The organism is Dolichospermum compactum NIES-806, assembly GCF_002368115.1.
Lineage (GTDB): Bacteria > Cyanobacteriota > Cyanobacteriia > Cyanobacteriales > Nostocaceae > Dolichospermum > Dolichospermum compactum.
Genome location: NZ_AP018316.1, coordinates 3,429,769 through 3,454,225, shown reverse-complemented (window position 1 = coordinate 3,454,225; position 24,457 = coordinate 3,429,769). Strand labels below are relative to the sequence as shown.

Annotated in this window: 22 protein-coding genes; 10 read left to right on the top strand and 12 right to left on the bottom strand. The window is 37.8% G+C overall.

The window, feature by feature from the left end:
• Positions 1-50: 50 nt before the first annotated feature.
• The gene (locus CA730_RS24560; RefSeq protein WP_157750003.1) at positions 51-284 is read right to left on the bottom strand and encodes a hypothetical protein; all 234 of its coding nucleotides are present in this window, start codon (positions 282-284) and stop codon (positions 51-53) included.
• 13 nt (positions 285-297) lie between these two features.
• Between CA730_RS24560 and CA730_RS16190 the strand changes: the two genes are divergently transcribed.
• The 7 genes from CA730_RS16190 to CA730_RS16160 all read left to right on the top strand — a co-directional run bounded on the left by CA730_RS16190 (position 298) and on the right by CA730_RS16160 (position 5,106).
• On the top strand, positions 298-510 hold the full coding sequence (locus CA730_RS16190; protein ID WP_027402869.1) for a hypothetical protein: 213 nt from the start codon (positions 298-300) through the stop codon (positions 508-510).
• Between the two features lie 5 nt (positions 511-515).
• Entirely contained in the window at positions 516-917 is a 402-nt protein-coding gene (locus CA730_RS16185; protein ID WP_096668828.1) for a pepsin/retropepsin-like aspartic protease family protein, read from the top strand.
• A gap of 305 nt (positions 918-1,222) precedes the next feature.
• Positions 1,223-1,996, top strand: coding sequence for an imidazole glycerol phosphate synthase subunit HisF (gene hisF, locus CA730_RS16180; RefSeq protein WP_096671580.1), 774 nt, complete (start codon positions 1,223-1,225; stop codon positions 1,994-1,996).
• Between the two features lie 99 nt (positions 1,997-2,095).
• Entirely contained in the window at positions 2,096-2,287 is a 192-nt protein-coding gene (locus tag CA730_RS16175) for a hypothetical protein (RefSeq protein ID WP_096668826.1), read from the top strand.
• 129 nt (positions 2,288-2,416) lie between these two features.
• Positions 2,417-3,103 (top strand): hypothetical protein, encoded by a 687-nt coding sequence (locus CA730_RS16170; RefSeq protein ID WP_096668824.1) that lies wholly within the window; start codon positions 2,417-2,419, stop codon positions 3,101-3,103.
• 85 nt (positions 3,104-3,188) lie between these two features.
• Positions 3,189-3,962, top strand: coding sequence for a DUF1350 family protein (locus tag CA730_RS16165; RefSeq protein ID WP_096668822.1), 774 nt, complete (start codon positions 3,189-3,191; stop codon positions 3,960-3,962).
• 7 nt (positions 3,963-3,969) lie between these two features.
• Entirely contained in the window at positions 3,970-5,106 is a 1,137-nt protein-coding gene (locus CA730_RS16160) for a PP2C family protein-serine/threonine phosphatase (RefSeq protein WP_096668820.1), read from the top strand.
• Here CA730_RS16160 and CA730_RS16155 read toward each other — a convergent pair whose 3' ends face one another.
• The 3 genes from CA730_RS16155 to CA730_RS16145 form a co-directional block, all read right to left on the bottom strand.
• Positions 5,107-5,433 (bottom strand): STAS domain-containing protein, encoded by a 327-nt coding sequence (locus CA730_RS16155; RefSeq protein ID WP_096668818.1) that lies wholly within the window; start codon positions 5,431-5,433, stop codon positions 5,107-5,109.
• 194 nt (positions 5,434-5,627) lie between these two features.
• Positions 5,628-6,296 carry a nucleotide exchange factor GrpE gene (grpE, locus tag CA730_RS16150; RefSeq protein ID WP_096668816.1) on the bottom strand — a complete coding sequence of 223 codons (669 nt, stop codon included), beginning with the start codon at positions 6,294-6,296 and terminating at the stop codon, positions 5,628-5,630.
• 52 nt (positions 6,297-6,348) lie between these two features.
• On the bottom strand, positions 6,349-6,840 hold the full coding sequence (locus CA730_RS16145) for a Dps family protein (RefSeq protein WP_096668814.1): 492 nt from the start codon (positions 6,838-6,840) through the stop codon (positions 6,349-6,351).
• A gap of 553 nt (positions 6,841-7,393) precedes the next feature.
• Between CA730_RS16145 and CA730_RS16140 the strand changes: the two genes are divergently transcribed.
• Positions 7,394-8,971 carry a SpoIID/LytB domain-containing protein gene (locus CA730_RS16140; RefSeq protein WP_096668812.1) on the top strand — a complete coding sequence of 526 codons (1,578 nt, stop codon included), beginning with the start codon at positions 7,394-7,396 and terminating at the stop codon, positions 8,969-8,971.
• Between the two features lie 75 nt (positions 8,972-9,046).
• Here the strand turns inward: CA730_RS16140 and CA730_RS16135 are convergent, their stop codons facing one another.
• The 6 genes from CA730_RS16135 to CA730_RS16110 form a co-directional block, all read right to left on the bottom strand.
• A complete protein-coding gene (locus CA730_RS16135; RefSeq protein ID WP_096668810.1) occupies positions 9,047-9,346 on the bottom strand; it encodes a ferredoxin in 300 nt (99 codons plus the stop codon).
• Between the two features lie 291 nt (positions 9,347-9,637).
• On the bottom strand, positions 9,638-9,946 hold the full coding sequence (locus tag CA730_RS16130; RefSeq protein WP_096668808.1) for a 2Fe-2S iron-sulfur cluster-binding protein: 309 nt from the start codon (positions 9,944-9,946) through the stop codon (positions 9,638-9,640).
• A gap of 236 nt (positions 9,947-10,182) precedes the next feature.
• Complete coding sequence (locus CA730_RS16125; RefSeq protein WP_231939862.1) at positions 10,183-11,592, bottom strand: MFS transporter; 1,410 nt, start codon at positions 11,590-11,592, stop codon at positions 10,183-10,185.
• A gap of 409 nt (positions 11,593-12,001) precedes the next feature.
• Complete coding sequence (locus tag CA730_RS16120) at positions 12,002-12,976, bottom strand: DMT family transporter (protein ID WP_096668807.1); 975 nt, start codon at positions 12,974-12,976, stop codon at positions 12,002-12,004.
• Between the two features lie 975 nt (positions 12,977-13,951).
• On the bottom strand, positions 13,952-20,293 hold the full coding sequence (locus tag CA730_RS16115; RefSeq protein WP_096668805.1) for a non-ribosomal peptide synthetase: 6,342 nt from the start codon (positions 20,291-20,293) through the stop codon (positions 13,952-13,954).
• Between the two features lie 216 nt (positions 20,294-20,509).
• The gene (locus CA730_RS16110) at positions 20,510-21,481 is read right to left on the bottom strand and encodes a sterol desaturase family protein (protein WP_096668803.1); all 972 of its coding nucleotides are present in this window, start codon (positions 21,479-21,481) and stop codon (positions 20,510-20,512) included.
• Between the two features lie 449 nt (positions 21,482-21,930).
• On the opposite strand from CA730_RS16110, the gene CA730_RS16105 reads away from it, so the two are divergent.
• Positions 21,931-22,929 carry a Gfo/Idh/MocA family protein gene (locus tag CA730_RS16105; protein ID WP_096668801.1) on the top strand — a complete coding sequence of 333 codons (999 nt, stop codon included), beginning with the start codon at positions 21,931-21,933 and terminating at the stop codon, positions 22,927-22,929.
• 11 nt (positions 22,930-22,940) lie between these two features.
• On the top strand, positions 22,941-23,711 hold the full coding sequence (gene map / locus CA730_RS16100; RefSeq protein ID WP_096668799.1) for a type I methionyl aminopeptidase: 771 nt from the start codon (positions 22,941-22,943) through the stop codon (positions 23,709-23,711).
• Here the strand turns inward: map and CA730_RS25710 are convergent.
• Positions 23,642-23,863, bottom strand: a complete 222-nt coding sequence (locus CA730_RS25710) for a C1 family peptidase (protein ID WP_231940133.1) — start codon at positions 23,861-23,863, stop codon at positions 23,642-23,644. The genes map and CA730_RS25710 overlap by 70 nt on opposite strands.
• A 161-nt stretch (positions 23,864-24,024) precedes the next feature.
• Positions 24,025-24,297, bottom strand: a complete 273-nt coding sequence (locus CA730_RS25705) for a hypothetical protein (RefSeq protein ID WP_231939861.1) — start codon at positions 24,295-24,297, stop codon at positions 24,025-24,027.
• Positions 24,298-24,457: the final 160 nt, after the last annotated feature.

Sequence of the window (24,457 nt, the reverse complement as noted above, 5' to 3'; positions counted from 1 at the left end):
AGTGTGACACTTGCGTAAGTCCTAATAATTAAATCAAATTTTAAATAAAATCAGCTAACTGACAAACAAGTGTTTGTGCAATTTTGGAGAGAGCGATCGCTTGTGGTGCGATTTTGGGGAGTGCGATCGCTTGTAGGATGATTCTGGGGAGTGCGATAGCGAAGCGCTCCGTGGGAATCGCTTAGGGGGTGATTTTGGGGAGTGCGATAGCGAAGCGCACCGAAGGTATCGCTATTAGATAAAATAGAATAAGATAATTCTGACTCTACATATCTCAAACACATCCAGTAGGAAAATATGACATTAACCGAGTTACTTCCGTCAATTAAACAACTTTCAGCACCAGAAAAACTCAAATTAATTCGCATCCTTGCAGAAGATTTGGACACTGCTGAAGACATTTCTCCATTAGAACCCTTTAAAACATATCACCTACCAACGCCTTATAATAACTTTGGTGCAGGAGAAATTCTCATGGAAGCACTAAATCAATCAATTTATAATGATTAAATTTTATGCGGTTTAAATATTCAACAAGCCACCCCAGCCAAAACGAATTTGATAGTTTACCAAGAGTTCCATTAGTTTTGCGTCGAGGAGATCAAATAGTAGAAGGACTTGGTTTAGTAGATAGTGGTGCGACTATCAACGTTTTACCTTATGAAATAGGTCTTCAATTAGGTGGAGTATGGGATGAAAGCAAAGCTATTATTCAATTAGCAGGTAATATCAGTCAAGCAGCCATGCCATTTTTCGTAAATGCTGAAATAGGTGAATTTCCCTTAGTTAGATTGGCTTTTGCATGGGTGAGTAAACCAAATGCACCTTTAATTTTGGGACAAACTAACTTTTTTATGGAATTTGATGTTTCTTTCTATCGTTCAAAACTTGAATTTGAAATCAAACCTAAATCTTAACAAAATCTCTCATGTATCGTTATTGGTAGTGTCTCATAGATAAGGCGATCGCTTGTAGGATGATTTTGGGAGTGCGATCGCACTGCGCTTCATTGACCTATCAATATGTACTCAATACTAAGATCCTCTCAAAATTGGTAAGACATCCTCAAGGTATGGTTATTTTATATGTTTCAAAGTATAGTTATTTAATTAGCTTTTCGTCTGGACAAAACCCATTATATATTGATCCTCTCTTGTCATCTATTTCCCAATTACCTTTACAATTAAAATTCCTAGCAATTACCGGGAGTAAAAAAGTCGTTATGTTGTCTAAAAGAATCTTACCTTGTTTAGATGTCAAGGCGGGCAGGGTTGTGAAGGGAATTAACTTTGTGGATCTCAAGGATGCGGGTGATCCTGTAGAACTAGCCAAAGTTTACAATGAAGCCGGTGCAGATGAGTTAGTGTTTCTGGATATTACGGCTACTCATGAAGACAGGGACACAATTATTGATGTGGTTTACCGGACTGCTGAACAGGTCTTTATTCCCCTGACTGTGGGTGGTGGAATTCAAACCTTAGAAAATGTTAAAGGTTTGTTAAGAGCGGGGGCTGATAAGGTTAGTATTAATTCGGCGGCGGTCAGAAACCCAGATTTAATTAATCATGCCAGCGATCGCTTTGGCAATCAGTGTATTGTTGTGGCTATTGATGCTAGACGTAGACTTGATCCTGAGAATCCTGGCTGGGATGTCTACGTTCGCGGTGGCAGAGAAAATACTGGTATTGATGCCCTTCGCTGGGCTGAGGAAGTGACAAAAAGGGGGGCTGGAGAATTGTTGGTGACGAGTATGGATGCTGATGGAACTCAAGCTGGTTATGATTTGGAATTGACAAAAGCGATCGCTAATGCTGTAGAAATCCCCGTCATCGCTTCTGGTGGTGCAGGGAATTGTGAACATATTCACACTGCTTTAACAGAAGGTAAAGCCGAAGCTGCACTTTTAGCGTCTTTGTTACATTTTGGGAAACTAAGCGTAGCACAAATTAAAACTTATTTGCAAGAACGCCATGTTCCTGTCCGTCTTCCTACTTGATATCAAATACAGCGACCAACTGCATCTATTGAAGACAAAACACAGTTATCCAAAACAGTGTTAAGATAATCGTACTTCTATGAAGAAATATTAAGAAATATGTTGATTCCTATTTTAATCTTTGATGTCGCACTTGTAGCATGGTCGCTACACCTAATGGAAAAAGCCTATCAGCATAAAGAATTTTCCTTCATGCTGGCTGGTATACTGGTGGCATTAGCCGCAGCAGCAATGCTAGTAGTTTACTTTTTAATGGGAAACTGTATGAGCTATTTGTTACAAGTAACTTAGTTTGGTAATTGGTAATTGGTCATGGGTAATTGGTAATTGGTAATTGGTAATTGGTAATTGGTAATTGCCATTTTGGAAATCTACTTGTTATATTAGACTAAATCAATAGTAGTTAAGGATTTAGCAACTGTGCGAGATGATTTACAGGGATTGGATATTAGTCATGATCAACTTCAAGATGCGACTAACTTACCTGTTGATAATAAATTAATAATTATTACTGATACTATCCAGCAATTTAGTATAAGGTTGCTAAAAAAAGCTCGAAAAACAGAAATTGCTACTGTGGTTTTCGCGGGAATTACTATTTCTGTTTGTACTTACCTATTAGTAAAACTATCATCTTGGCTATCATTAATTATTTTCATTTTATGGACAAGTGGGAGTATGCAAATATTATTATATTTATTATGGAGAGGTAAAAGTAAGTTTCTCAAGCAGAATATGACCAATTCTTTGCGGATTTTACTAAATGATGTGGAAAGATATAATTCCGTGATTAAAGCTATAGATATTAACGACCAAATTGAGGATGTTGGCAACTTAGGAGTCAGTATCCAAGAAAGAGAAAAAGTATTATTAGCACTCGAATTAACTAGAAATGATTTAATCCGCGCTTTAAAAACAGAGAGAATTTTGCGAGAAAATAAAAGTTTTATTATTACCAATACTGATTTATTTACCAATAATTTAGCCGCTTTGGCATCAATACAAATTACGGAAGAAGCCACAGAACATGGTAAATTATTAAATGAAGCTTTGCAAATTTCCCTAGATGTACAGCGGGAAATGAAAAATTTGCAAAGTCAGAGTTAATACTTAATATATATTTATAGCAGTATGCAATTGAATGAGATAAAATCAGCAAATCGTAAAGTCTTCTATTCTACAAACTTTGGAAATGAACTGGCAAGAAATTAGAGGCAATTGGGTACTTGTTCCCCGTAATCCTATCGGGATTATTCATTTTTTAGGTGGTGCATTTGTCGCCACTTTACCACATTTAACTTATCGTTGGCTACTGGAAAACTTAGCAGATAAAGGATATGTGATTATTGCCACACCTTTTGTGAATACATTAGATCATATAGCGATCGCTAAATCTGTCCTCCGTAAATTTGAATATACCCTAGAAAAGTTACAAGACTCTGGAAAACTCCGTAAAATTTATCTTCCCACCTATGGAGTCGGACATAGCATGGGTTGTAAACTCCATTTACTAATTGGTAGCCTGTTTCCCATCCAAAGGGCTGGTAATATTTTAATATCCTTTAATAACTTTGCCGCCAATGAAGCTATACCATTAGTAGAACAGCTAAATTCCCAGTTCAATTCCCAATTAGACATTGAATTTACACCCACACCCGCACAAACTAACCAAATAGTCCAAGACAGCTATCAGATTCGGCGAAATTTATTAATAAGATTTAATAAAGATAGCCTAGATCAATCAGCAAACTTAACAATAATTCTACAACAACTCTTTCCTGATATGGTGACAACACAAACTTTATCAGGTACTCATACCACACCTTTAGGACAAGATGTTAAATGGCAACCAGGAACTTCCTTTAGTCCCTTTGATGCTTTAGGACAATGGTTAAAGCAAGAAGTTTATCGAGATTTAAATCAATTAAAACAAGTTATATTGTTTTGGTTAAATCCCCTTTCTTAATAATCTCATGTTTGAAATCCTAATTATTGATGATGACCGATCCATCCAAATTTTCCTCAAAAGAATCTTAGAAAAACAAGGTTATCAAGTTATTACCGCGAGTACGGGAGAAGAAGGGATTTTAAGAACGCTGGATTCACCTCCAGCCTTAATTATATGTGATTGGATTATGCCGGGATTAACTGGGATAGAAGTATGTAATGTCATTAAAAAAGATCCCAAATTATCTACCACATTTTTTATTTTATTAACATCTTTAGATTCCGTTGCAGATCGAGTTAAAGGATTAGATGCTGGTGCTGATGATTTTATCTCCAAACCTATCGAACAAAACGAACTCCAAGCAAGAGTTAGAGCCGGTTTACGTTTACATCAATTAAGTCAGGATTTACAAACCCAAAAACTACTTTTAGAAACAGAATTAGCCGAAGCTACAGAATATGTAAAATCCCTTTTACCCCTACCTGTAAATAACCCTCTGAGTATTCAGTTTAAGTTTTTGCCATCCAGGCAACTCGGTGGGGATTGTTTGGACTATAATTGGCTGGATACTGATTCTTTAGCTATTTACCTACTAGATGTTGCTGGTCATGGACTGAAAGCGACTCTCCCTTCAATTTCTGTATTAAATCTGTTACGTTCCCGCGCTCTCAAGGATTTAAATTACTATCAACCTAGCGAGGTATTAGCGGCTTTAAATAATACCTTTCAAATAAATTATCAAAATGATAAATATTTTACGATTTGGTATGGAGTTTATAATCGAGTTAGTCGGCAGTTAACATACTCTAGTGCTGGACATCCACCAGCTATTATCATTTCTGGTAACTCTCCTACTAACACAGAAGTAAAAAGATTAAAAACTCCAGGAATGCCGGTGGGGATGTTTCCTGAAGCTAAATATGTTGATGCTTATTGTCAGATTGAAAAATCTAGTACCCTTTATATTTTCAGTGATGGTGCTTATGAAATCACTCAATCAAATGGGAATCTTTGGAGTTTGGAAGGTTTTACTCAGATTTTAATTAGCTTACAGTATTCTGTTGATAATCAACTTGATTATATACTGGATTACCTAATTAACTTAAACTCTAAAGAGATATTTGAGGATGATTTATCTATTCTTCAAGTTAAATTTGATTGATCAAGTGGCAGAAAGCAAAAGATTTTCAAATGCTTCTTGACTAGGAACAATTGTAAATTTGCTATCCATTCCAGTTAATTCAAATAGCATTCTCACTTGCTCATTAATTGAACAAATTACCATCTTTATACCTGATTCTTGTAAAGCTTTAAATGTTAAAACCAGAGTGCCTAATCCAGAACTATCCATAAAGGTAACATTATGACAATCAACTAACACAATTGACATTCCACTTTCCATTACTTCTGTAATACTTTGTCGAAAGCTTTGAGAGCTATTAGCATTGAAGATCCCACTAATGGCAATCACTTTCACCTGCTGATTCATAATATTCTAATTTTGATTTATTTAAGAAGGTTCTGTTTTTGATTTTATTAGTATATCTTAATGTTAAATTGGATAAAGACATTTTGTACACAAAAACATTGAGCAATTTTTCATAAGGCCTTTATTCCAGTTTCTCATAACACAAAATAGTTATCCTTTAGAGCATTTTTGGTAGATTGAGTCGCAACAAACAATTATATGGGACTGACTCTAGCTCGGTATAAAAGCTGATCGTGTTGCATATAACCTGGATAACGGACTTTAATGATTTCTCCTGGTTGTGCTGTTCCCTCCAATAATTGATGAAGTTGCGGATTATAAGGAATTTGCTCACCGACGGAAGCGATCGCTTGCACATCCCAAGTCTGTAATAATTTTTCTAGGGGTTTATCTACCAAAGGTAGTATTTTTACGGCTGATAACTGGTGATCCTCCCTGGCTCTCTGTGCTGCTGTTGGCCATTGTAATAGTAAGGATTCTAATATTTGTAAACTCGATCGCTGAAATTCCTGTTGTAATACTTCCCGTTGTTCTAACATTGATAATGTTAATCTTTCGTACTCAGATTGTAAATCCGTAATTTGTCTTAATAAGTTTATGTTTTGATCAGAGGAATGAGTGTTGTTGACACTTGAAAATAAACCATCAACACCGAAAGTTTCTACCAACTCAATCCAAGATATCTGTAAAATCTCTGACAGTTTTATCAATACTTCCATCCGCATCTGTCCGATTTTCCCCCTCCGCAACTGCAAAATTTGCCATTGGGAAACGCCAGCGGCACGACTTAAAGCGTTAAAACTATCACAACCAACTTTTTGCATTAAATTTCGCAAATTATCAGTCAAGTCAACTTGCGCCATAAAATCTGGAGTATAATATGTTGTTAGCTATTATACCCCTTTTCCAATTACACTATTCTTCTAGTAAACTTCTGAGCATCCAAGCAGTTTTTTCATGAACCTGCATCCGTTGAGTTAATAAATCGGCACTTGGTTCATCATTGACTGCATCTACTAGGGGAAAAATAGAGCGTGCAGTTCTCGTTACCGCTTCTTGTCCTTCCACAAGCAGCCGGATCATTTCCTTGGCTTTAGGAACTCCAGCGGTTTCGGGAATTGAACTAAGTTTGGCATATTCGCTATAAGTTCCTGGTGCAGGATAACCCAGTGCCCTAATTCTTTCGTCGATGAGATCCACCGCTAAAGCCAATTCTGTATACTGTGTCTCAAACATTAAATGCAAGGTTTGAAACATCGGTCCGGTAACATTCCAATGGAAGTTATGGGTTTTTAGATAAAGTGAATAGGTATCAGCTAATAACCGAGATAAACCATCGGCAATTTTGGCTCTATTGGCATCGTCAATACCGATATTTACATTTTTGATATTTGTTGAAGATAACATAATTTTCTCCTTTGCTCTAGAAAACTAAAAGATTACTGAATAAATCATACTCATAATGAGTTCGATTTGCAAGAGTGCCGAAAATCAAGACGTAATGGTATTATAGAAGCGCATAAGTGAAAAATATATATAGGGTTTGCTGAATAAGTTGTCTCTGAGGGGAGGTGCTACGCCACGGGGACAGGTGACATTGAAAATCGTCGTTATGGCAAGGCAAGAGGCAATCATGCAAGAGGCAAGAGGGTTTGGGCGATTTTACTTTTCTTTACACAGATTGGTTTTATTGTGTTCACCTACTTAAGGGAACACCAAAAAATAAATTACCCAATTTTGTGGGATGGGTATTCTTGCCCGTTCTTGATGATTAGCGGGCAATTCGTCCCGCACTACAAGAAATTTTTGGGTATTTTTTTAATTGGAAGTCCCTAAACTGGTGCAAATGAGTGTTTCTTATCTGTTCCCTGTTCCCTGTTCCCTGTTCCCTTCTTTTGTAAATTGAGTTAATTAATTTAAAACCTCTCCGACAGCATAAGGGCAATTAGAATTAGTTTTCATGAAAATATTTATTTGGCGTTGTTCCTACAGATTAATAACAACCTTGTGCTTATTGGGATTGACTGCCGCATCAGAACCCGTAAGCAAAAACCAGGATGTAAAATTGCAAATTGGTATTGTCCAACGATTTGGGGCTAAACCTACAGACAAGTTAGAATTATCTCCCACCAAAGGCGATCGCTTAACATTAAAATTTGCAGTAGGTAATCAGCAACAAACCCTAGTCACAGACAAACCCATCCAGTTAGTAACAGTCATGCAGCCCTTAACCCAAACAGTGGTTCAGGAAGTATTAGTGCTGGGTGACTTTCGCACCTTTGAAACAGCGGAAGATAACGCTAATCGCTGGCGTTCACTGGGGATAGAGGTGGAAATATCCCAACCAGAACGTTGGCAAGTATGGGCAAAAAGGGACGTTTACAGCACTCCTTTAATTCGCCGCTTGCTATTAAAAAGTATAGAAACATCTGGTGATAAAAATGCTTACTTAGCAACCAATATTTTATCAAAAGTCCCAAAAATTACTTGGATAGTCAATGGTAAAAACTATAGCCCCAATTATCTAGAAGTGACTGCGGGTAAAGAATTGGTCAAAGTCAGTACGGACAAAAAACTTGAATCAAAGCGTGTCTATCCCGGCAAAATAACCTTACAGCCTAACGCCTATGGGCATTATACCTTAGTAAATACCGTCCCCTTGGAAACTTATGTGCGAGGAGTTCTACCCCATGAAATTGGTACAAATGCGCCAATGGCAGCCCTAGAAGCACAGGCGATTATTGCTCGCACCTATGCTTTGCGGAATGTTCGCAGATTTGCGGTAGATAATTATCAGTTATGTGCTGACACTCACTGTCAAGTTTATCAAGGACTGAGCGGAATTGCTAAAAATACAGATCAGGCGATCGCCTCAACCAGAGGTCAGGTACTCACTTATAATAATCAAATAGTTGATGCTTTGTATTCTTCCACAACAGGTGGCGTTACCGCTAACTTTAGTGATATCTGGAATGGAGAAGATCGTCCCTATTTAAAACCGGTCATAGATGCTCCTAATCAAAATCTTTGGAACTTATCACGTCAGAATCTAGCAGATGATCAGAACTTTGAGAAATTCATTAATCTTAAAGCCGGATTTAATGAAAGTAAATGGGATGTCTTCCGTTGGCACAGAGAAACGGACATCAATAAAATTACCAAAGACTTGCAAAAGTTCTTAAAAGCAAAAAAAAGCCCCTATAGCAAGTTCAAAACAATTCAAGCCATGTCCGTCGTTCAACGCAGTTCCAGTGGACGGATTTTAAAACTGGCTGTGAAAACAGATATTGGTGTTTTTACCTTACAAAAAGATGAGGTTCGCAGTGCCTTTGCTGCCCCCATTAGCACGCTTTTCTACATTCAACCATTGAATAAAGGTCAACCCAATCTGTGGGGATATGCTTTTATTGGTGGTGGTTTAGGACATGGAGTGGGTTTAAGTCAAACAGGCGCTCAGAATTTAGCCAAACTGGGTTGGTCTAGTTCCAAGATTCTGGAGTTCTATTATCCGGGGACTAAAATTAAAGGGAATAGGTAATTGGGGAATTGGTACAACTTTTACTCAGTAGCCAATTCCCAATCCCCTTTGTGGAGTGGATTTTTTTACTAAAACTTAGTAAAGGTCTTCTTCTCTGTGGGTTTCGATAGTGACATCAGAAGTAGGATAAGCAACACAAGTCAATACATATCCAGCTTCAACTTGGTCATCATCTAAGAAAGACTGATCAGATTGGTCAATAGTACCGGACTTGATTTTACCAGCACAGGTTGAACAAGCGCCAGCCCGACAGGAGTAGGGCAAGTCAAGTCCAGCTTCTTCTGCTGCATCTAGAATGTAGGTATCTTCGTCAACCTCAATGGTTGTATTAAGACCTTCTGCTTCGTTGATGAGTGTTACTTTGTAAGTAGCCATTTAATTATCCTCTTTTGTGAAATCGGCAGTATAAGTGATGTTTCAGTCAATTTTACAGCTATTTTGATGGGATTAAGCGCTGCTTTTAATTTACTTCAGTTCTGAACCCCAGGAAAAGGTTACAAGGGGTGACAGAAAATTAACTTTGTGAGGTTGGTCTAGTTCCAAGATTTTAGAGTTCTATGATCCAGGAACTAAAGTTCAAGGAAACAGGTAATTGGACAATTGGTAAAAGTCCTACTTAGTCGCCCATTCCTAATCCCCTTTTTGAAGTGGATTTTTTACTAAAACTTAGTAAAGGTCTTCTTCTTTGTGGGTTTGGATGGTGACATCACCAGTAGGGTAAGCAACACAAGTCAATATATACCCAGCTTCAACTTGATCATCATCTAAGAAAGACTGATCAGATTGGTCAGGAGCAGCGCCAGAGACTAGTTTACCTGCACAGGTTGAACAAGCACCAGCCCGACAGGAGTATGGTAAGTCAAGTTCAGCTTCTTCCGCTGCATCTAGAATGTAGGTATCATCGTCGCAGTCAATAGTTGTTGTTGTAGTATTACCTTCTACTTCGCTGATTAGAGTAACTTTGTAAGTAGCCATTTAATTATCCTCTTTTGTGAAATCGGCAGTATAAGTGATGTTTCAGCAAAGATTACAGCTATTCTGATGGGATTAGCCGCTGGTTTAAATTTGCTTCAATTCTGATACTAAGGGAAAAGTTAAAATTTATGACAGAAAATTGACCCCGATTAGTAATGAAATTTAGTTACTTATTACCAATAAGTTTTTGTTATATGAAATACCCGCTGGGATAGATGTCAAAGTGCATCTTGACTTTATGAAATTTCTGGTTCATCAGGAATTGCATCAGGTAGTTCATTTTCTACGCAGCGCAGACGTGGATACAAGTAGGCCATCAAGGTGACGACTAGAGAAAATAGACCCAGGATGATAAACATTAAACCCATGCCGCGACCATGACCAACCCCAATAATCTGGCCAACGCTATTGGCTAAAGCCCCCTCTTTGTCCATGATTGGTTCAAAGAATTGATCAGCTAATGCGCCACAGGTCAGGTAGGCCAGTGGTAAAAACCCCTGAACGGCAGCAGCGCGAAAAGCAAAGACCCTTCCCTGTACTTCTGGTGCGACTTTTTTTTGATAGATGACTTGAATTGACCCATTAATAATGGGAAACATGAGAAATATCAAGAAATTGGCGATCGTAAATATAACTGTTGAAGCCGTCAATCCAGCTAATACATAGGAGATGCCCAAAAATGCCATAGACACAAATATGGTATTGATCTGGCGTTCTAGTCCGCCCCAAATGCTGATCACGGCACTGCCTAGTAATAGTCCAAAACTAGAAATAGAATAGATAGCCCCTAGCGATTGTGCGGAAGCAAAGGAAAGCACTAAGGGTGTAGTTAGAGCTTCTGCGCTACCAACGAGAAAGTTGATAACGGCAATGAACATGACTAATCCGAGTAGTCCAGGACGTACTACTAAGTATTTCCAGCCAAAGGTGATTTCTTGCCAAAATGAATCGGTTTCGGCATCGAGATTTTCTGTGGACGAAATTTCGGGAAATTTAACTACCAGCAAACAGATCAATGCCAAAACCAATGTGGATAAATCAATGATGACAATGCCTGAAAATTCTACAGTTGCTAATAAAGCTGCGGCTAATACAGGGGAGAGAATTTCGGCGATCGCTAATCTAATCTGTGTCATCGAACTGGCACGAGCAAGTTGTTCTTTTGGCACAAGTAATGTAGTCGCTGAGGAATAGGCTAGTCCCTGAAAAGCACTGAAACTGGAACTAATCCCACTGACTAGACACAGACTCCAAACTTCTAAGTGATTACTTATAAATAACCAAGCAATTAGTAAGGTACATAAACCTGCACAGAAATCACTAATAATCATGATCCAGCGCCGAGAAAAGCGATCGACAATCACACCAGCAATGGGGGAGATCAAAATTGTCGGTAGGGTTGTGGAGAGAATCAGCAGTGTAAATTGAATTGTGGAATTCGTATGTTGATAAATCCAAATACTGAGCGCAAAACTGGTTGTCCGTGAGCCAACTAGGGATAAAACTTGACCAAACCAGATCAAGATAAAAACGCTCATGCTTTGAGTTATCTCTCCTTCCTGACTGGAGAAATACTCAGTCCATCTCAATAAAGATGATCCAAATCTGGGTTGTTGTTTCAACTCTGGTGGGCTGTTTTCTAACATGGCAATAGTGATTATCCGTAAGTGGCAAAGCCTATATTTCAATGTAGCATTTATTTCTTATTTTTCCCTTACATAGCACTTGCTGAAAAAGTGCAAGGTTTTTGGGGTGTATAACATTGAACTATACCAACTGGCTAAAACCGTCACCTGTCACCTGCCATCACAAGAAGACTTTTATGGCTTACGCCACGCTTCTATCAGCAAACCCTAACTGAGTGATGATCCGCGAAATTTTGGTAATTCGGATTCAAATAAATTCAGCAGCAAATCAACATTTTCCACCGTGCTGTTATAGCCCTTCATTGCGGTTTTGGCTGACTTTCCATACAGGGTGGAGTGGGTAAACTCATGGTGGATTGGTGATCTAAAAATTAAAATGTTTGCAAAATTTTCTTACATTAATTTTTATTTATGGAGTTTTCTGAATATCAAGATTGGTTTTTTCTTCTATCTTTCCTGATCCAATGCTTAATTTTGCTATATATATACCGATCAAAACGATGATAAAGGCAAAACAGTTGAGAATACTTAACTTTTCTGCAAAAATTAAAAAAGCAAAGAAAGCTGTTAGCAAAGGTTCTAGAAGCATCAAGAGAGTGACAAAACCTGAAGAAAATTGTTTAAGATTATGAGTTAGCAATCCTTGTCCGATAATTTGACATAGAACTGCTAAACAAATTACTGCCACCCAGGTTTCCCAGGAATTTGGAAATAGTTGTGTTTTACTAGTTAATGCAATAAGGAAAGTAAAACATCCACTTAATGGGCAAGTAAACAATAATATAGTGGATGCTGAAAATTTGGAGCGTAATTTTTCCCTGGCTAGATAATTTAAGGCATAAAAAACAGCAGATAGGAGAGCTAAAGAGTCACCATAAAGGGAGTTAACCTCAGCTTGAAAATCTCCACTAGTAATGATAGCTATGCCAACAATTGCTAACATCATTCCTAATAAAAACTTATAGTCAAAACTTTGACCTAAGAACAACCAACCACCTAATACGGCAAAGATAGGGGTGACATTATGGAGCAAATTAGAAGTGGCAACGCTGGTTTGAGTTAATGACAAAGCCCAAAGAAAAACAGCAGCCGTCCCTAAGATTGATGATAAAAGAAAAACTCCCCAGTCTCGTAACTCAATGACTTGATTGGGTTGAGATGGATTGTTGATTCTAGATTGAACTGCTTGCCAAACAAATAAAACTACTGTAGCTATATAATAGCGATTAAAAATAGTTGCTGACGGACTCAGTTCATTTTCTGCCAGTCGAGTGAAAATTGCCGCAAAAGATAAAATGAAAACTCCCAGTAATAATGATAAGAAAGCTAATGGGAATGTATTGTTTTGGGTGGGTTTCAATGCCGTACTAAATTCCTGCACCATATATTTTGCCAGTAGATCCTTTTTTTGTATGAAAGATATGACTTACGCAACTGGCACATTGCTAGTGTGCATCAGAATGGATACCTGCAAATAAGCAGATTATTTATCTCTGACGCACCCTACAACAAATTTTTGGTGTGATACTTGCGTAATCAAAAGACTATATATTAACCACACCTATTCTAAGTAAAAAATTTACTAAAATTTAATTTATCATAAAAATATAGTATTTTGTGCCATTACCCACGACAAACGTGAGAATTTTGAGGTGATACAATGGCAAAAGTTTAAATCTCACCCGTGTTTAGTATATCAGCATCAATATTGAAAGACGAAAATAAAATTTATAAAATCAAGTCTGTTAGTTACTTTTAACGTCAATTCGATGAACCTCACCCCAACCCCTCTCCGACACGGAGAGGGGCATTTTAATCTCTCATTAGAATCTTAAAATTAGGTTTTTAGCCTCTCCAGTATTAAATTTATTCCTTTTCCCTCTCCTCTTAGGCTACGGTGTACACACAAGTCTTAAAATTCCCCCTATGACTTGGTTTCGTTATCTAATTTTAGGCTGTGCGATAGCGTTCGCGTCTCGAAGAAATAGCGCGACCTAGGAATCGCTCTGCAAGTCTTTCATTGCCTTCCCATAGCGTCTCCCACAGAGGAGGAATAACGAAGCGCTCCGTAGGAATCGCAAAAACCACGGGATTATATAATTACTTGCGCTCGTAATGACAATTTCAGGGGTCTATAACGCCTGAAACCCTTGCAGATACCACTTGTGTGTACACCGTAGCCTAAAAGGAGAGGTGCAAAGGAGAGGTTTACCAGAGGGGTTAAAAATTATTGGTAGAACTCACGTTACTTTTAAATAGAGAACAAATTAACGATTGAAAAGAATGTAATCAATCAAAGGCTTTGCCAAAGAAGCGATTAAATTATATCGAGTTCAAAACCATGATGTTTTGAGTTCTATTATTCAAATTCACAAACTTGACTAGTTGGATCTTCAATAAGCTGCTGAAGAATTTGCTGGTAATAGCTAAACAAAACCTCAATGGTTTCATTTGTAAATAACTCCGTGCTGTAGAAAACCTTAATTTCCATCGTAGGATTATTTACTGAGGGTGAAGAAACATAAATTTCTAAAGGAATTTCTCCATCCCACAAGTCGAGATCGCGCTTAATTGATACAAAGTCAACATCTAATATCCAATTATGCCAATTTTGTGGAGGTAGCATAGCCAGGGCTGCCGAGATATTCAATGGTTGTTTGCTGGTAATAGTATCAATGACTGTATGAGAAGCAATCTCTTTATTATTAATGGCTTCTGTGAGAGTTTCTTGGGCTTGTTCAAAAAGAGTCAGTCCAGTTTGTTCAGAGGAAAGATGCGATCGCAAAATGACATCATTGATGAAGCAACCGAGCATTTTTTCAGTTTCAACTGTACTCCGATTACCAATAGTTGTTATTACTAAAATATCGTTCTTACTACTGTATTTGAACAAAAGTATATTTAAAGCAGTGAGAATAATCGCAAAGATGCTGACCTTTTGAGAACGGCAAAGGGCTTCGATTGATGTCACAAGACTTGCTGGCAGAACCACAGAATAAATAGCTGCGCTAGTGCTTTTGTTACTCAACTGTAGCTGATTGCTAGATACCTGATCAGATTCTAGTGAAGTATTAGTTAGTTTTTGTAGCCAGTAAGCAAGTTGCTTTTCTATGACCTTTTCATTAAAGTATTGCCGTTGCCAGAGGGTAAAATCTGCGTACTGAACAGGTAATTCGGGTAGGGGTGAAGGTAAACCATTCATAAAGGCTGCATAGAGGATTCCTAACTCCTCCAACAACAGACCAAATGACCAACCATCTGTGATGATATGGTGCATATTGATTGTCAACCAATGCTCTTCTGGAGTTAGTCGAAATAAACTGGTTTTGATTAGAGGAACTAAAGCCAGATCAAAATGGTGATTATATTGCAATGCGGCTAGTCTTTCTGCTTCATATTTTCGCTCTATCAAGGGTAGGTTTTGTAAGTCTATAATCTCTAATGGGATAGCCAGAAATGGGGTAATTACTTGTACAGGTTGACCTTCTACTATAGTAAAAGCCGTGCGTAATATTTCATGACGACGAATAATTTCATTGAAACTGGACTCCAACGCAATTGCAGAAAGAGAGCCAGTGAAACGTAAAATAAAAAAGCTGTTATAGGCGCAACTTTCAGGAGCTAATTGTTGTAAATACCATATAGACTCTTGTGCAAAAGACAGGGGGATATATCTGTCTCGTGCTTGAGGGACAAGCGGTGGTAAGGTATCAACTGTTATGGCATCCAGTTGATGTGCAGTTATTACTTGACTAAGTTCAGCGATAGTCGGGGCTGTAAATAGAGAACGCAGAGGCAGAACTATGGAAAAATGTTCTTGAATGCGAGATATTACAGATGTGATCAGGAGAGAGTGTCCCCCCAATTCAAAGAAGTTATCATAGATGCCTACCTGCTCTCGATTTAATACTGTACACCAGATTTCGGCTAATTTTGTTTCTAGCTCAGTCCCAGGGGCAAAAAAAGCGGTTTCTAGAGCTAAATTGGTTGTTTCTGGCTTTGGTAAAATCCGCCTGTCAACTTTACCATTAGGAGTCAGAGGTAAGGCTTTGAGCATGACAAAAGCCGCAGGTATCATATATTCAGGCAGATTTCCTTTCAGAAATTGACGTAATTCGCTACTGGTCAATGTTTCTGTTTTGCTAACAATATAAGCCGTTAAATACTTGTTTCCTGGATGATCTTCGCGGACAATGACTACTACCTGCTGAACTTGAGGATGTTGGGTTAATACTGTCTCAATTTCTCCTAGTTCAATCCGAAAACCCCGAATTTTGACTTGATGATCAATGCGTCCCAGAAATTCAATATTTCCGTCTGGTAAATAGCGTCCTAAGTCTCCAGTTTTATAAAGTCGCTCATTTGCCACAAAAGGATTAGCAATAAATCGCTCAGATGTTAAGTCAGGACGATTTAAGTACCCTCTGGCTAAACTGAGTCCACCAATGTAGATTTCTCCATAAATGCCAATCGGTAGGGGTTGAAGATAGCTATCAAGAATGTAAACTTGAGTATTGGCAATAGGACGACCTATAGGTGGAAATTTACTATCTGATGCTTCTTGTAAAATTTGCCCAGAAGTTGTAACTACTGTATTTTCGGTGGGACCATAGTTATTAAAAAACTTAAATGGTAACTGATTTGATGGATAAGAATTAAGTCTATCTCCACCAGTTAACATAGTTCGCAAAGTTGTATTTTCTGACCAGGACAAAACACATAATTGTTCGGCTAAGGATGTGGGGATAAAACTAATAGTAATATTGTGTGATATCAACTTCTCTTGAAGTGTTTTTGCTGATAGCAGAAACTCTGATTCAATTAAATATATACTCGCTCCGACTACTAAATAAGGCCATAATTCCCAAACAGCAGCATCAAAGGCTGTTCCGGCTAAATGTGTAGCTCGATCTGATGATTTTACTTGAAAATTCTTTAAGTGCCAGAATACTAAATTTAATAGTGCTGAATGTTGAATTAGTACACCTTTAGGTCGTCCTGTAGAACCAGAAGTATAGATGACATAAGCTAAATTTTCAGGGGTGAAATTATGAATAGGATTATGAGAACTCTGACTGGCAATAATTTCAAAATCTTGATCCCAACAAATAATTTTAGTTTGGGGTTGCTCTAGGGTTAATGATAAATGTGGGAGTAATAAAGAATGAGTCAAGATGATGGACATTTGTGAATCTGCCACCATATAATTAAGCCTTTCTGGGGGATAGTTAGGATCAAGTGGCACATAAGCACCACCAGCTTTTAAAATCCCCAAAAATCCGACTATCATTTCCAAAGAACGTTCTAAATAAACACCCACTAATATTTCTGTTTCTACACCCAGAAATTGCAAATAATGAGCTAGTTTGTTAGCTTGTAAATTTAATTGTTGGTAGGTTAATTGCTGATCTTCAAATACTAATGCTACTGCATCAGGTGTTTTTTCTACTTGCTCCTCAAATAATTGATGAATGGATTTTTGGGGATAATTAGTTTGCGGATGATGCCATTCAACTAATAACTGATGTTTTTGGGATGCTGTTAGTAAAGGTAATGTCCTAATCCGCTCTTGAGGATCTGCCACAATTGCCTCAACTAAGCTGTGAAAACTCTCTACCATCCTGGCAATAGTATCAGCATTAAACAAATTAGCATTATATTCAAATGCACCTATTAATTCAGTTCCCGATGCTGAATCTTTTTCCTGCATTGATAAGGTTAAATCAAAAGTTGCCCCCGCTGTTGCTCTTGCTAATTCTATTTGTGTAACTTGCAAATCTCGTAATTCCAGTTTTGACACCGGAGAATTTTGCAATACAAACATGACTTGAAATAAAGGACTATGACTGAGATGGCGCTGAGGTTGGAGGGTTTCTACAAGTTGATCAAAGGGGACATCTTGGTGAGCATAAGCATCAAGTGCCATCTGTCGCACCTGTTGGAGTAATTCTATAAATGTGGGATTTCCTTCGAGACGAGTCCGTAAAACTAAGGTATTCACAAAAAAGCCGATTAATGGCTCTAATGCGACACGATTGCGATCGCTAATGGGAGAACCAATGACGATATCTTCTTGACCACTATAGCGAGAAAGTAAGATCACAAAAGTTGTGAGAAGTGTCATAAACAGGGAAGAACCCGATTTTTGACTGAGGTTTTTCAGTTTATGAGTGAGTTGGGAATCAAATTGAAATTTCTGGAGATCACCGTGAAAGGTTTGAATTGCTGTTCGTGATTGATCTGTAGGTAATTCAATCACTGCGGGAATATCTGCTAATTGTTGTTTCCAGTAATCAAGCGCGGGTTGATTTTCCAGCCATTGTCGTTGCCAATAAGCATAGTCGGCATACTGAATTGATAATTTGGGTAAGGGAGAAGGTAAACCCGCTGTCAAGGCTGAATAAATAACCGATAATTCTTGGAGAAAATTCCCTGCTGACCAGGCATCAGAAATGATGTGGTGCATGATTATTAATAACTGATGGGATTCTGCCGCTAATTGGATTAATGTCACTCTTAAGAGAGATGATTCCTTTAAATCAAAAGGGCGCAGATATTCATTAGTAATTAATCTTTGTGCTTCGGCATTTTTATCATCTTCTGCTAATTTCTTTAAATCTATTACAGGTAAGGTAAATGCTAATTTATCAGCAATAATTTGGATGGGTTTACCATCAGCAATCCCGAAACTTGTTCGCAGGGTTTCATGACGATTAATAATTGTAGCGATCGCCTGTTCAAGTGCTGTAAAGTTAAGCAGTCCTTGTAAATTGAGAACTCTGACAATATTGTAAGCAGGATTTGCCCCTTCCATTTGATCAAGAAACCAAAAACGCTGCTGGGTTAATGAAAGTGGTAATTCGCTATTTCGAGAAACTGGTTCTAAGGTTGGCAGTAAATTCTGGGCAGAAGATCCAATTTGTTCACTAAATGTGGCAATTGTTGGCGCAGCAAATAAACTGGCAATTGATAATTCTAGGGATAGTGCCTCCCGCAATCTTGATATAACTAAACTTGCTAATAGAGAATGTCCACCCAATTCTAAAAAATTATCATGGATACCAATTGTTTCGATACGTAAAACTTCTGACCAGATGTTAGCAATGATTTCTTGTGTAGGTGTTTGCGGAGGGACAAATTTATTTTGAATTGCTGATATATCAATTTCAGGTAAACTGTTACGGTCTAATTTACCATTAGGTAAAATTGGTAATTTTTCCATAACCATTAAGGTATATGGAATCATATAATCTGGGAGTTTACTAGCCAGAAAATTGCGTAATTCTCCCGAATTAAAATCTTGGTTATTGACTACGATATAAGCAACTAACCGCTGACCACCGGATACATATTCTTTGGCAGAAACCACAGCTTCTCGAATACTGGGATGGAGTTTAATTACTGCTTCAATTTCTTCCAGTTCAACCCGCATTCCTCGGATATTTACCTGAAAATCAATCCGACCAATAATTTCTAAATTTTGATTACTTGCATAACGAGCAACATCCCCAGTTTTAAAGAGTCTTTGTTGAGGATTAAAAGGATTAATAATGAATTTATCAACATTTGCCTCGGTGCGATTCAGATAGCCTCGTGCTAAGGTAGATCCCGCAATATGTACTTCTCCAGATTCACCAATTTTTACTGGTTCAAGTTGGGAGTTGAGTAAATAAATCTGCTGAATATCTGGGAGAGGATAACCAACTGGTACATATCCTTCTTCAAGGTTGCAGTCGTCGGGAATAGGATAAAAACCATGTCCAATACTTTCTGTTTGACCAAGAATATTAAAAAACTGGGGAGGTTTTTTAAACAGGTTGCGTAACTTTTTAATTAGTTGATAGGGTAGTAATTCGCCACCAAATACTATTAATCTTAATTTTGATTCACTCAAGGCTTTTGTATATTGTGGCTCTAAACTCTCTAAAGCAATTAGTCCATAACGCCATACAGAGGGTACACCGTCAGAAATGGTAACACCTCGTTTTTGAATTAATTCAAATAGGCTTAAAGGAGTTCTAGTTTGTTCACGAGTGGCAAGAATACTGGTTGCACCTTGGGATAAAGGTAAAAATAATTGTCTGACTGAAGCCGTAAAAGAAAAAGATGCTGTATGGAGATAAATATCGTGATGATTAACTGGTAATATTTTAGCGATCGCCTCCAGATAATTACAAATACTCCCATGAGGCATTTGCACTCCTTTTGGCTTACCAGTAGAACCAGAAGTATATATTAGGTAAGCAAGGTTTTCTGATTGGACTTCACTAATTGGATTTACTTGACTTTGTTTTTCAATCTCGTGCCAATCTGCATCTAAACAAATGACTGAAGCACTAATCACTGGCAGAATTTCTAGCCATTCTCCTTTAGTTAAAAGAATTGGTAAACTGGCATCTTCTAACATAAATGCTAGGCGTTCTTGAGGATAGGCAGGGTCTAAAGGAACATAAGCTGCACCCGCTTTGAGAATACCCAGAATGCCTATAATTAATTCGATAGAGCGCTCTACACATAGACCCACTAATACCTCTGATCCTACCCCCATCCCTTGCAAGTGATGTGCTAGTTGATTAGCTTTTGCATTCAATTCTCTGTAGGTCAATTGCTGGTTTTCAAATATTACTGCTACTGCGTCAGGTGTTTTTTCTACCTGCTTGGCAAAAAGGTGATGAATACACTTAGGTTGAGAGTATCTCATGTTGTTATATTTGAAAATCTTGATTTTATAAATCTGCTTTAGCTGAATTAGGAAAACTCGTAGTATAACCACACATTGGGTTATATGTAAGTTCCTTGCTTAATTGCTGGCATAATCAATTTTTATCGGCACTAACGCCTGGAGAACAACCATCCTTGATCAAATTTGGCAATTTTAGATAATTCATGATCAGTGTTTTTTCCGGGTTAATTTTTCCTAAGATATCACTTTTTTGCTAATTCTCTGCCCAATTGCTCTCAAAGGCTGTAACAACATATTGGTGACACTATTAAACAAATTCGATTCTCCATTTGCTAAACCAAAGCTGAGTTTTTCATAGTTCCTTGGTACATATAAAGTCCCAAATATCCAGTCCCAAAAAGACAGAATGTAACCAAAGTTCTTATCATAATGCTTTGGTTCAACACTATGATGAATGTGATGTTGGGCAGGACTCATCAACACATGACTAACCGCATAAGGGTAATTTAACCAAATATGAGAATGTCGTAAGTTAGCACCAGTTAAATAAAAGAGAAATATCTGCCAATCAACTCCATAAATGGATAAAGGGGAGACTTGATTACCAAATAAATAAACCCACATCCCTGTAGCAAAACCCAGCATTACCGTTCCTATGCTCATACTTAAAAGCAAATCAAAGGGATGAGAGCGATAAACAGTCATCGGAGTCAGTACATCCGCAGAATGATGGACTTTATGAAATTCCCAAAAAAATGAACTCCTATGAGCTAAATAATGGTAACAATAATAAGCGAAATCTCCAGCTAAAGCCACAAAAATACTCAATATAACATAATGATACCACTGAGGATGAGTAATTAAAAACGGTGTTGTTAGGTACGTAATTTCCGTTAAGTAATGACAAATGATATTTGCTAGATTTGGTAGAGATAATATAACTGGCAATATTACAAATATTTCCAAAAGTGAAGATAAAAAATAATACTTGTATTCAGCGATCGCTGAAGGATGTAAATAAACTGCTTTTGGCAAAAGATACTGTCTTAAATTTATCTGTTCGTCTTGTTGAGATAACCCTAATTTATATATAATCAAAGCTAGTAACAAAGCCGAAAGTATATATAACCAATAAATTTCCGATGAACTTATAAATGGCACTAGAAATGGATAAAAAATCCGCAGATTTTGTATTTGTGTCATCATCTTAGATATTAGGAAAACAGAAATCTGGTAGATACTTGCGAAAATTATCCAGGAATTTGATATTTAAAGGAGAAAATGCCCACATCTTATACACAAGATGTACAATTTATTGTTGGTGTTTTCTCATCTATGTACCATATCATATAAAACCCATAACATAACCTAATTATTTACAAATCCTAATTAATCAGAAATTAAGATAAAAATTCGTAAAAATCAGGATAAAACAGATATTAAAATTCAAAATCGTTTAATTACTTCTTTATCCTCAGCTTAATACCGCTTCTTACGCTGTATTACATTTATGGTATTGTTTCCAAAATCACCGCAATCTCAATAAAATTTTCCTTTCAGCGGTACTAGAGGTGTTAAATCCTAGTGTCGGCTTATTGATAAAATACTAATGGCATTAAACCCAAACAGTCTAACAATTGGTGATTAATAAATTCATGAACAATAACGAACTACCTTTATCCAAAAAGAGTCTGAGGGTGGGTTTAGTGGGAACAGGTTATGCAGCTAAACTCAGGGCTGAGGCATTGCAACAAGATCCCCGAACTGATTTAATAGCGATAGCCGGTAATCCCGAAAGGACGGCGGTTTTAGCCCAAGAATATGCAACTGTGGGGATGAATTCTTGGCAACAATTAGTAGAACGAGACGATTTAGATATGGTGGTCATCTGCACCATTAATCGAGATCATGGTAGAATTGCTCGTGCAGCTTTAGAATCGGGCAAACACGTTATTGTTGAATATCCCTTATCTGTGAATGTCAAAGAAGCGGAAGAACTGATTGCTTTAGCCAAAAGATTAAACAAGCTTTTGCACGTCGAACACATTGAATTATTGGGGGGTTGGCATCAAACTTTAAAACAACACTTAGACCAAATTGGTGATTTGTTTTATGTCCGCTATAGCACCCTAAATCCCCAGCATCCAGCCCCGCGGAAATGGACTTATAATCATGAGATGTTTGGCTTTCCCCTGATTGGGGCATTATCTCGGTTAAATCGGCTGATTGATTTGTTTGGTGAAGTATTGACTGTCAATTGTCACCAACGATATTGGCAAACGGAACCTAATTATTACCAAACCTGTTTATGTTCCGCCCAATTATGCTTTGAAAGTGGACTACTGGCACAGGTAATTTATGGCAAAGGTGAAACTTTGTGGCAATCAGAACGCAAATTAGAAGTCCAAGGTGAAAAAGGGGAGATAATTCTCGATACTGATACGGGAATGCTGGTGTCAGCAGCAGGCACAAAGTTGATTGAAGTGGGTACTCGTCGGGGTTTATTTGCTAAAGATACGACTATGGTATTAGATTATCTATGCGATGGTAGTCCTTTATATATCACCCCAGAACAAAGCTTGTATACTCTAAAGGTGGCCGATGCTGCAAGCAGGGCAGCGACAACTGGATTAACTATATTTTTAAAAGAGTAGATAGAAAATTGATGAAAACCGAAACCATAGTCATTTTATCCCAGCGAGAAATCGAAAAAATGCGCCGTGCTGGCAGTTTAGCGGCTAAGTTGTTACAACATTTAGAACCTTTAGTTAAACCGGGAGTTAGCACTCTGCAATTGAATGATGAAGCGGAAAGATGGACTCAAAAGCATGGAGCGAAAAGCGCTCCTTTAGGTTATAAAGGTTATCCTAAGTCTATTTGTACAAGTGTGAATGAGGTGATCTGTCACGGTATCCCCAATGCTAAACAAATTCTCAAGGATGGGGACATTATTAATATAGATGTTACACCGATTGTTGACGGTTATCATGGTGATACATCAAAAACATTTCTAGTGGGTAATCCTTCCCCCACAGCCCAAAAGTTAGTGGAAGTAACTCAAGAGTGTCTGCGGTTGGGAATTGCAGAGGTTAAACCAGGGGCAAAAATTGGGGATATTGGAGCAGCAATTCAAGAGTATGCAGAGTCTTTCGGCTTTTCTGTGGTGCGGGATTTTGTGGGGCATGGAATTAGTAATATTTTCCATACTGCACCGGATATTCCCCATTATGGCATTAGGGGGAGAGGTAAGAAACTCAGAGCCGGGATGGTATTTACCATTGAACCGATGATTAATGAAGGCACTCATGAAGCCCAAATGCTTGGAGATGGTTGGACTGCGGTAACAAGCGATCGCCTCCTGTCTGCTCAATTTGAGCATACCATTGCTGTCACCGAAGATGGTGTAGAAATTCTGACTTTACCAGACAACTTATAGAAGGAGTCAGGAGGAAGAAGAAGGAGGAGGGGAAAACGGGTAGCAAATGCCCAACAACTACCGCAACCTCCTTGGTTACGTACTGGGGTAACTTTATTGAAAGTCCGCCAGTCAAAGGATTTGGCTGAGGCAAAACAGCCACGAGCTTTAATTAATTGTAATTCAGGAATTACGCCGGGATTGATACGTTCAAATTTGTCACGTTCGGCGGAATCAAGATTTAAGATTTGTGCAGCAACGGCGTTTTGGATGTTAGCCTGTGTTGGTAAATCATCTGGTGCTTGAGTGGCGGCTAGTTGCTCTAGTTTATAATCTAAGGCTGTGTGTAACCTACCTGAAAAGTTAGATTTTTTGACTGGATATCGCGGCGTAATTCCAGTAGTTGATTTTTAATGATTAGGGGAGCTTTTTGTTCGCGCTCCAGATACAGGGGACTGATTTTTATTTGTGATAAGTTTTTATCTACAGTTTGAGATGCAGGGATTCTGATTTGGTTTTTAATTGGTTGAGCAAGAGCTATGTTTTGGAAGATTCCTAAACTCAATAAAGCCGTAGCAGATATTTGCAGAAATTTGGAACTTTTCATCAAGTTAAATGCTCCTTAAACTTGTTAGTTCTGTTTTAGTTCTGTTTTTTAAAGATTTTTTTACCCATTACAGGGTATTGCTGTTGACCTGTGGTTTATAGGTTTAGTTCCAAGATTTTTGAGTAATTGGTAATTGGGAAGAACCATGTTTTATTGATAT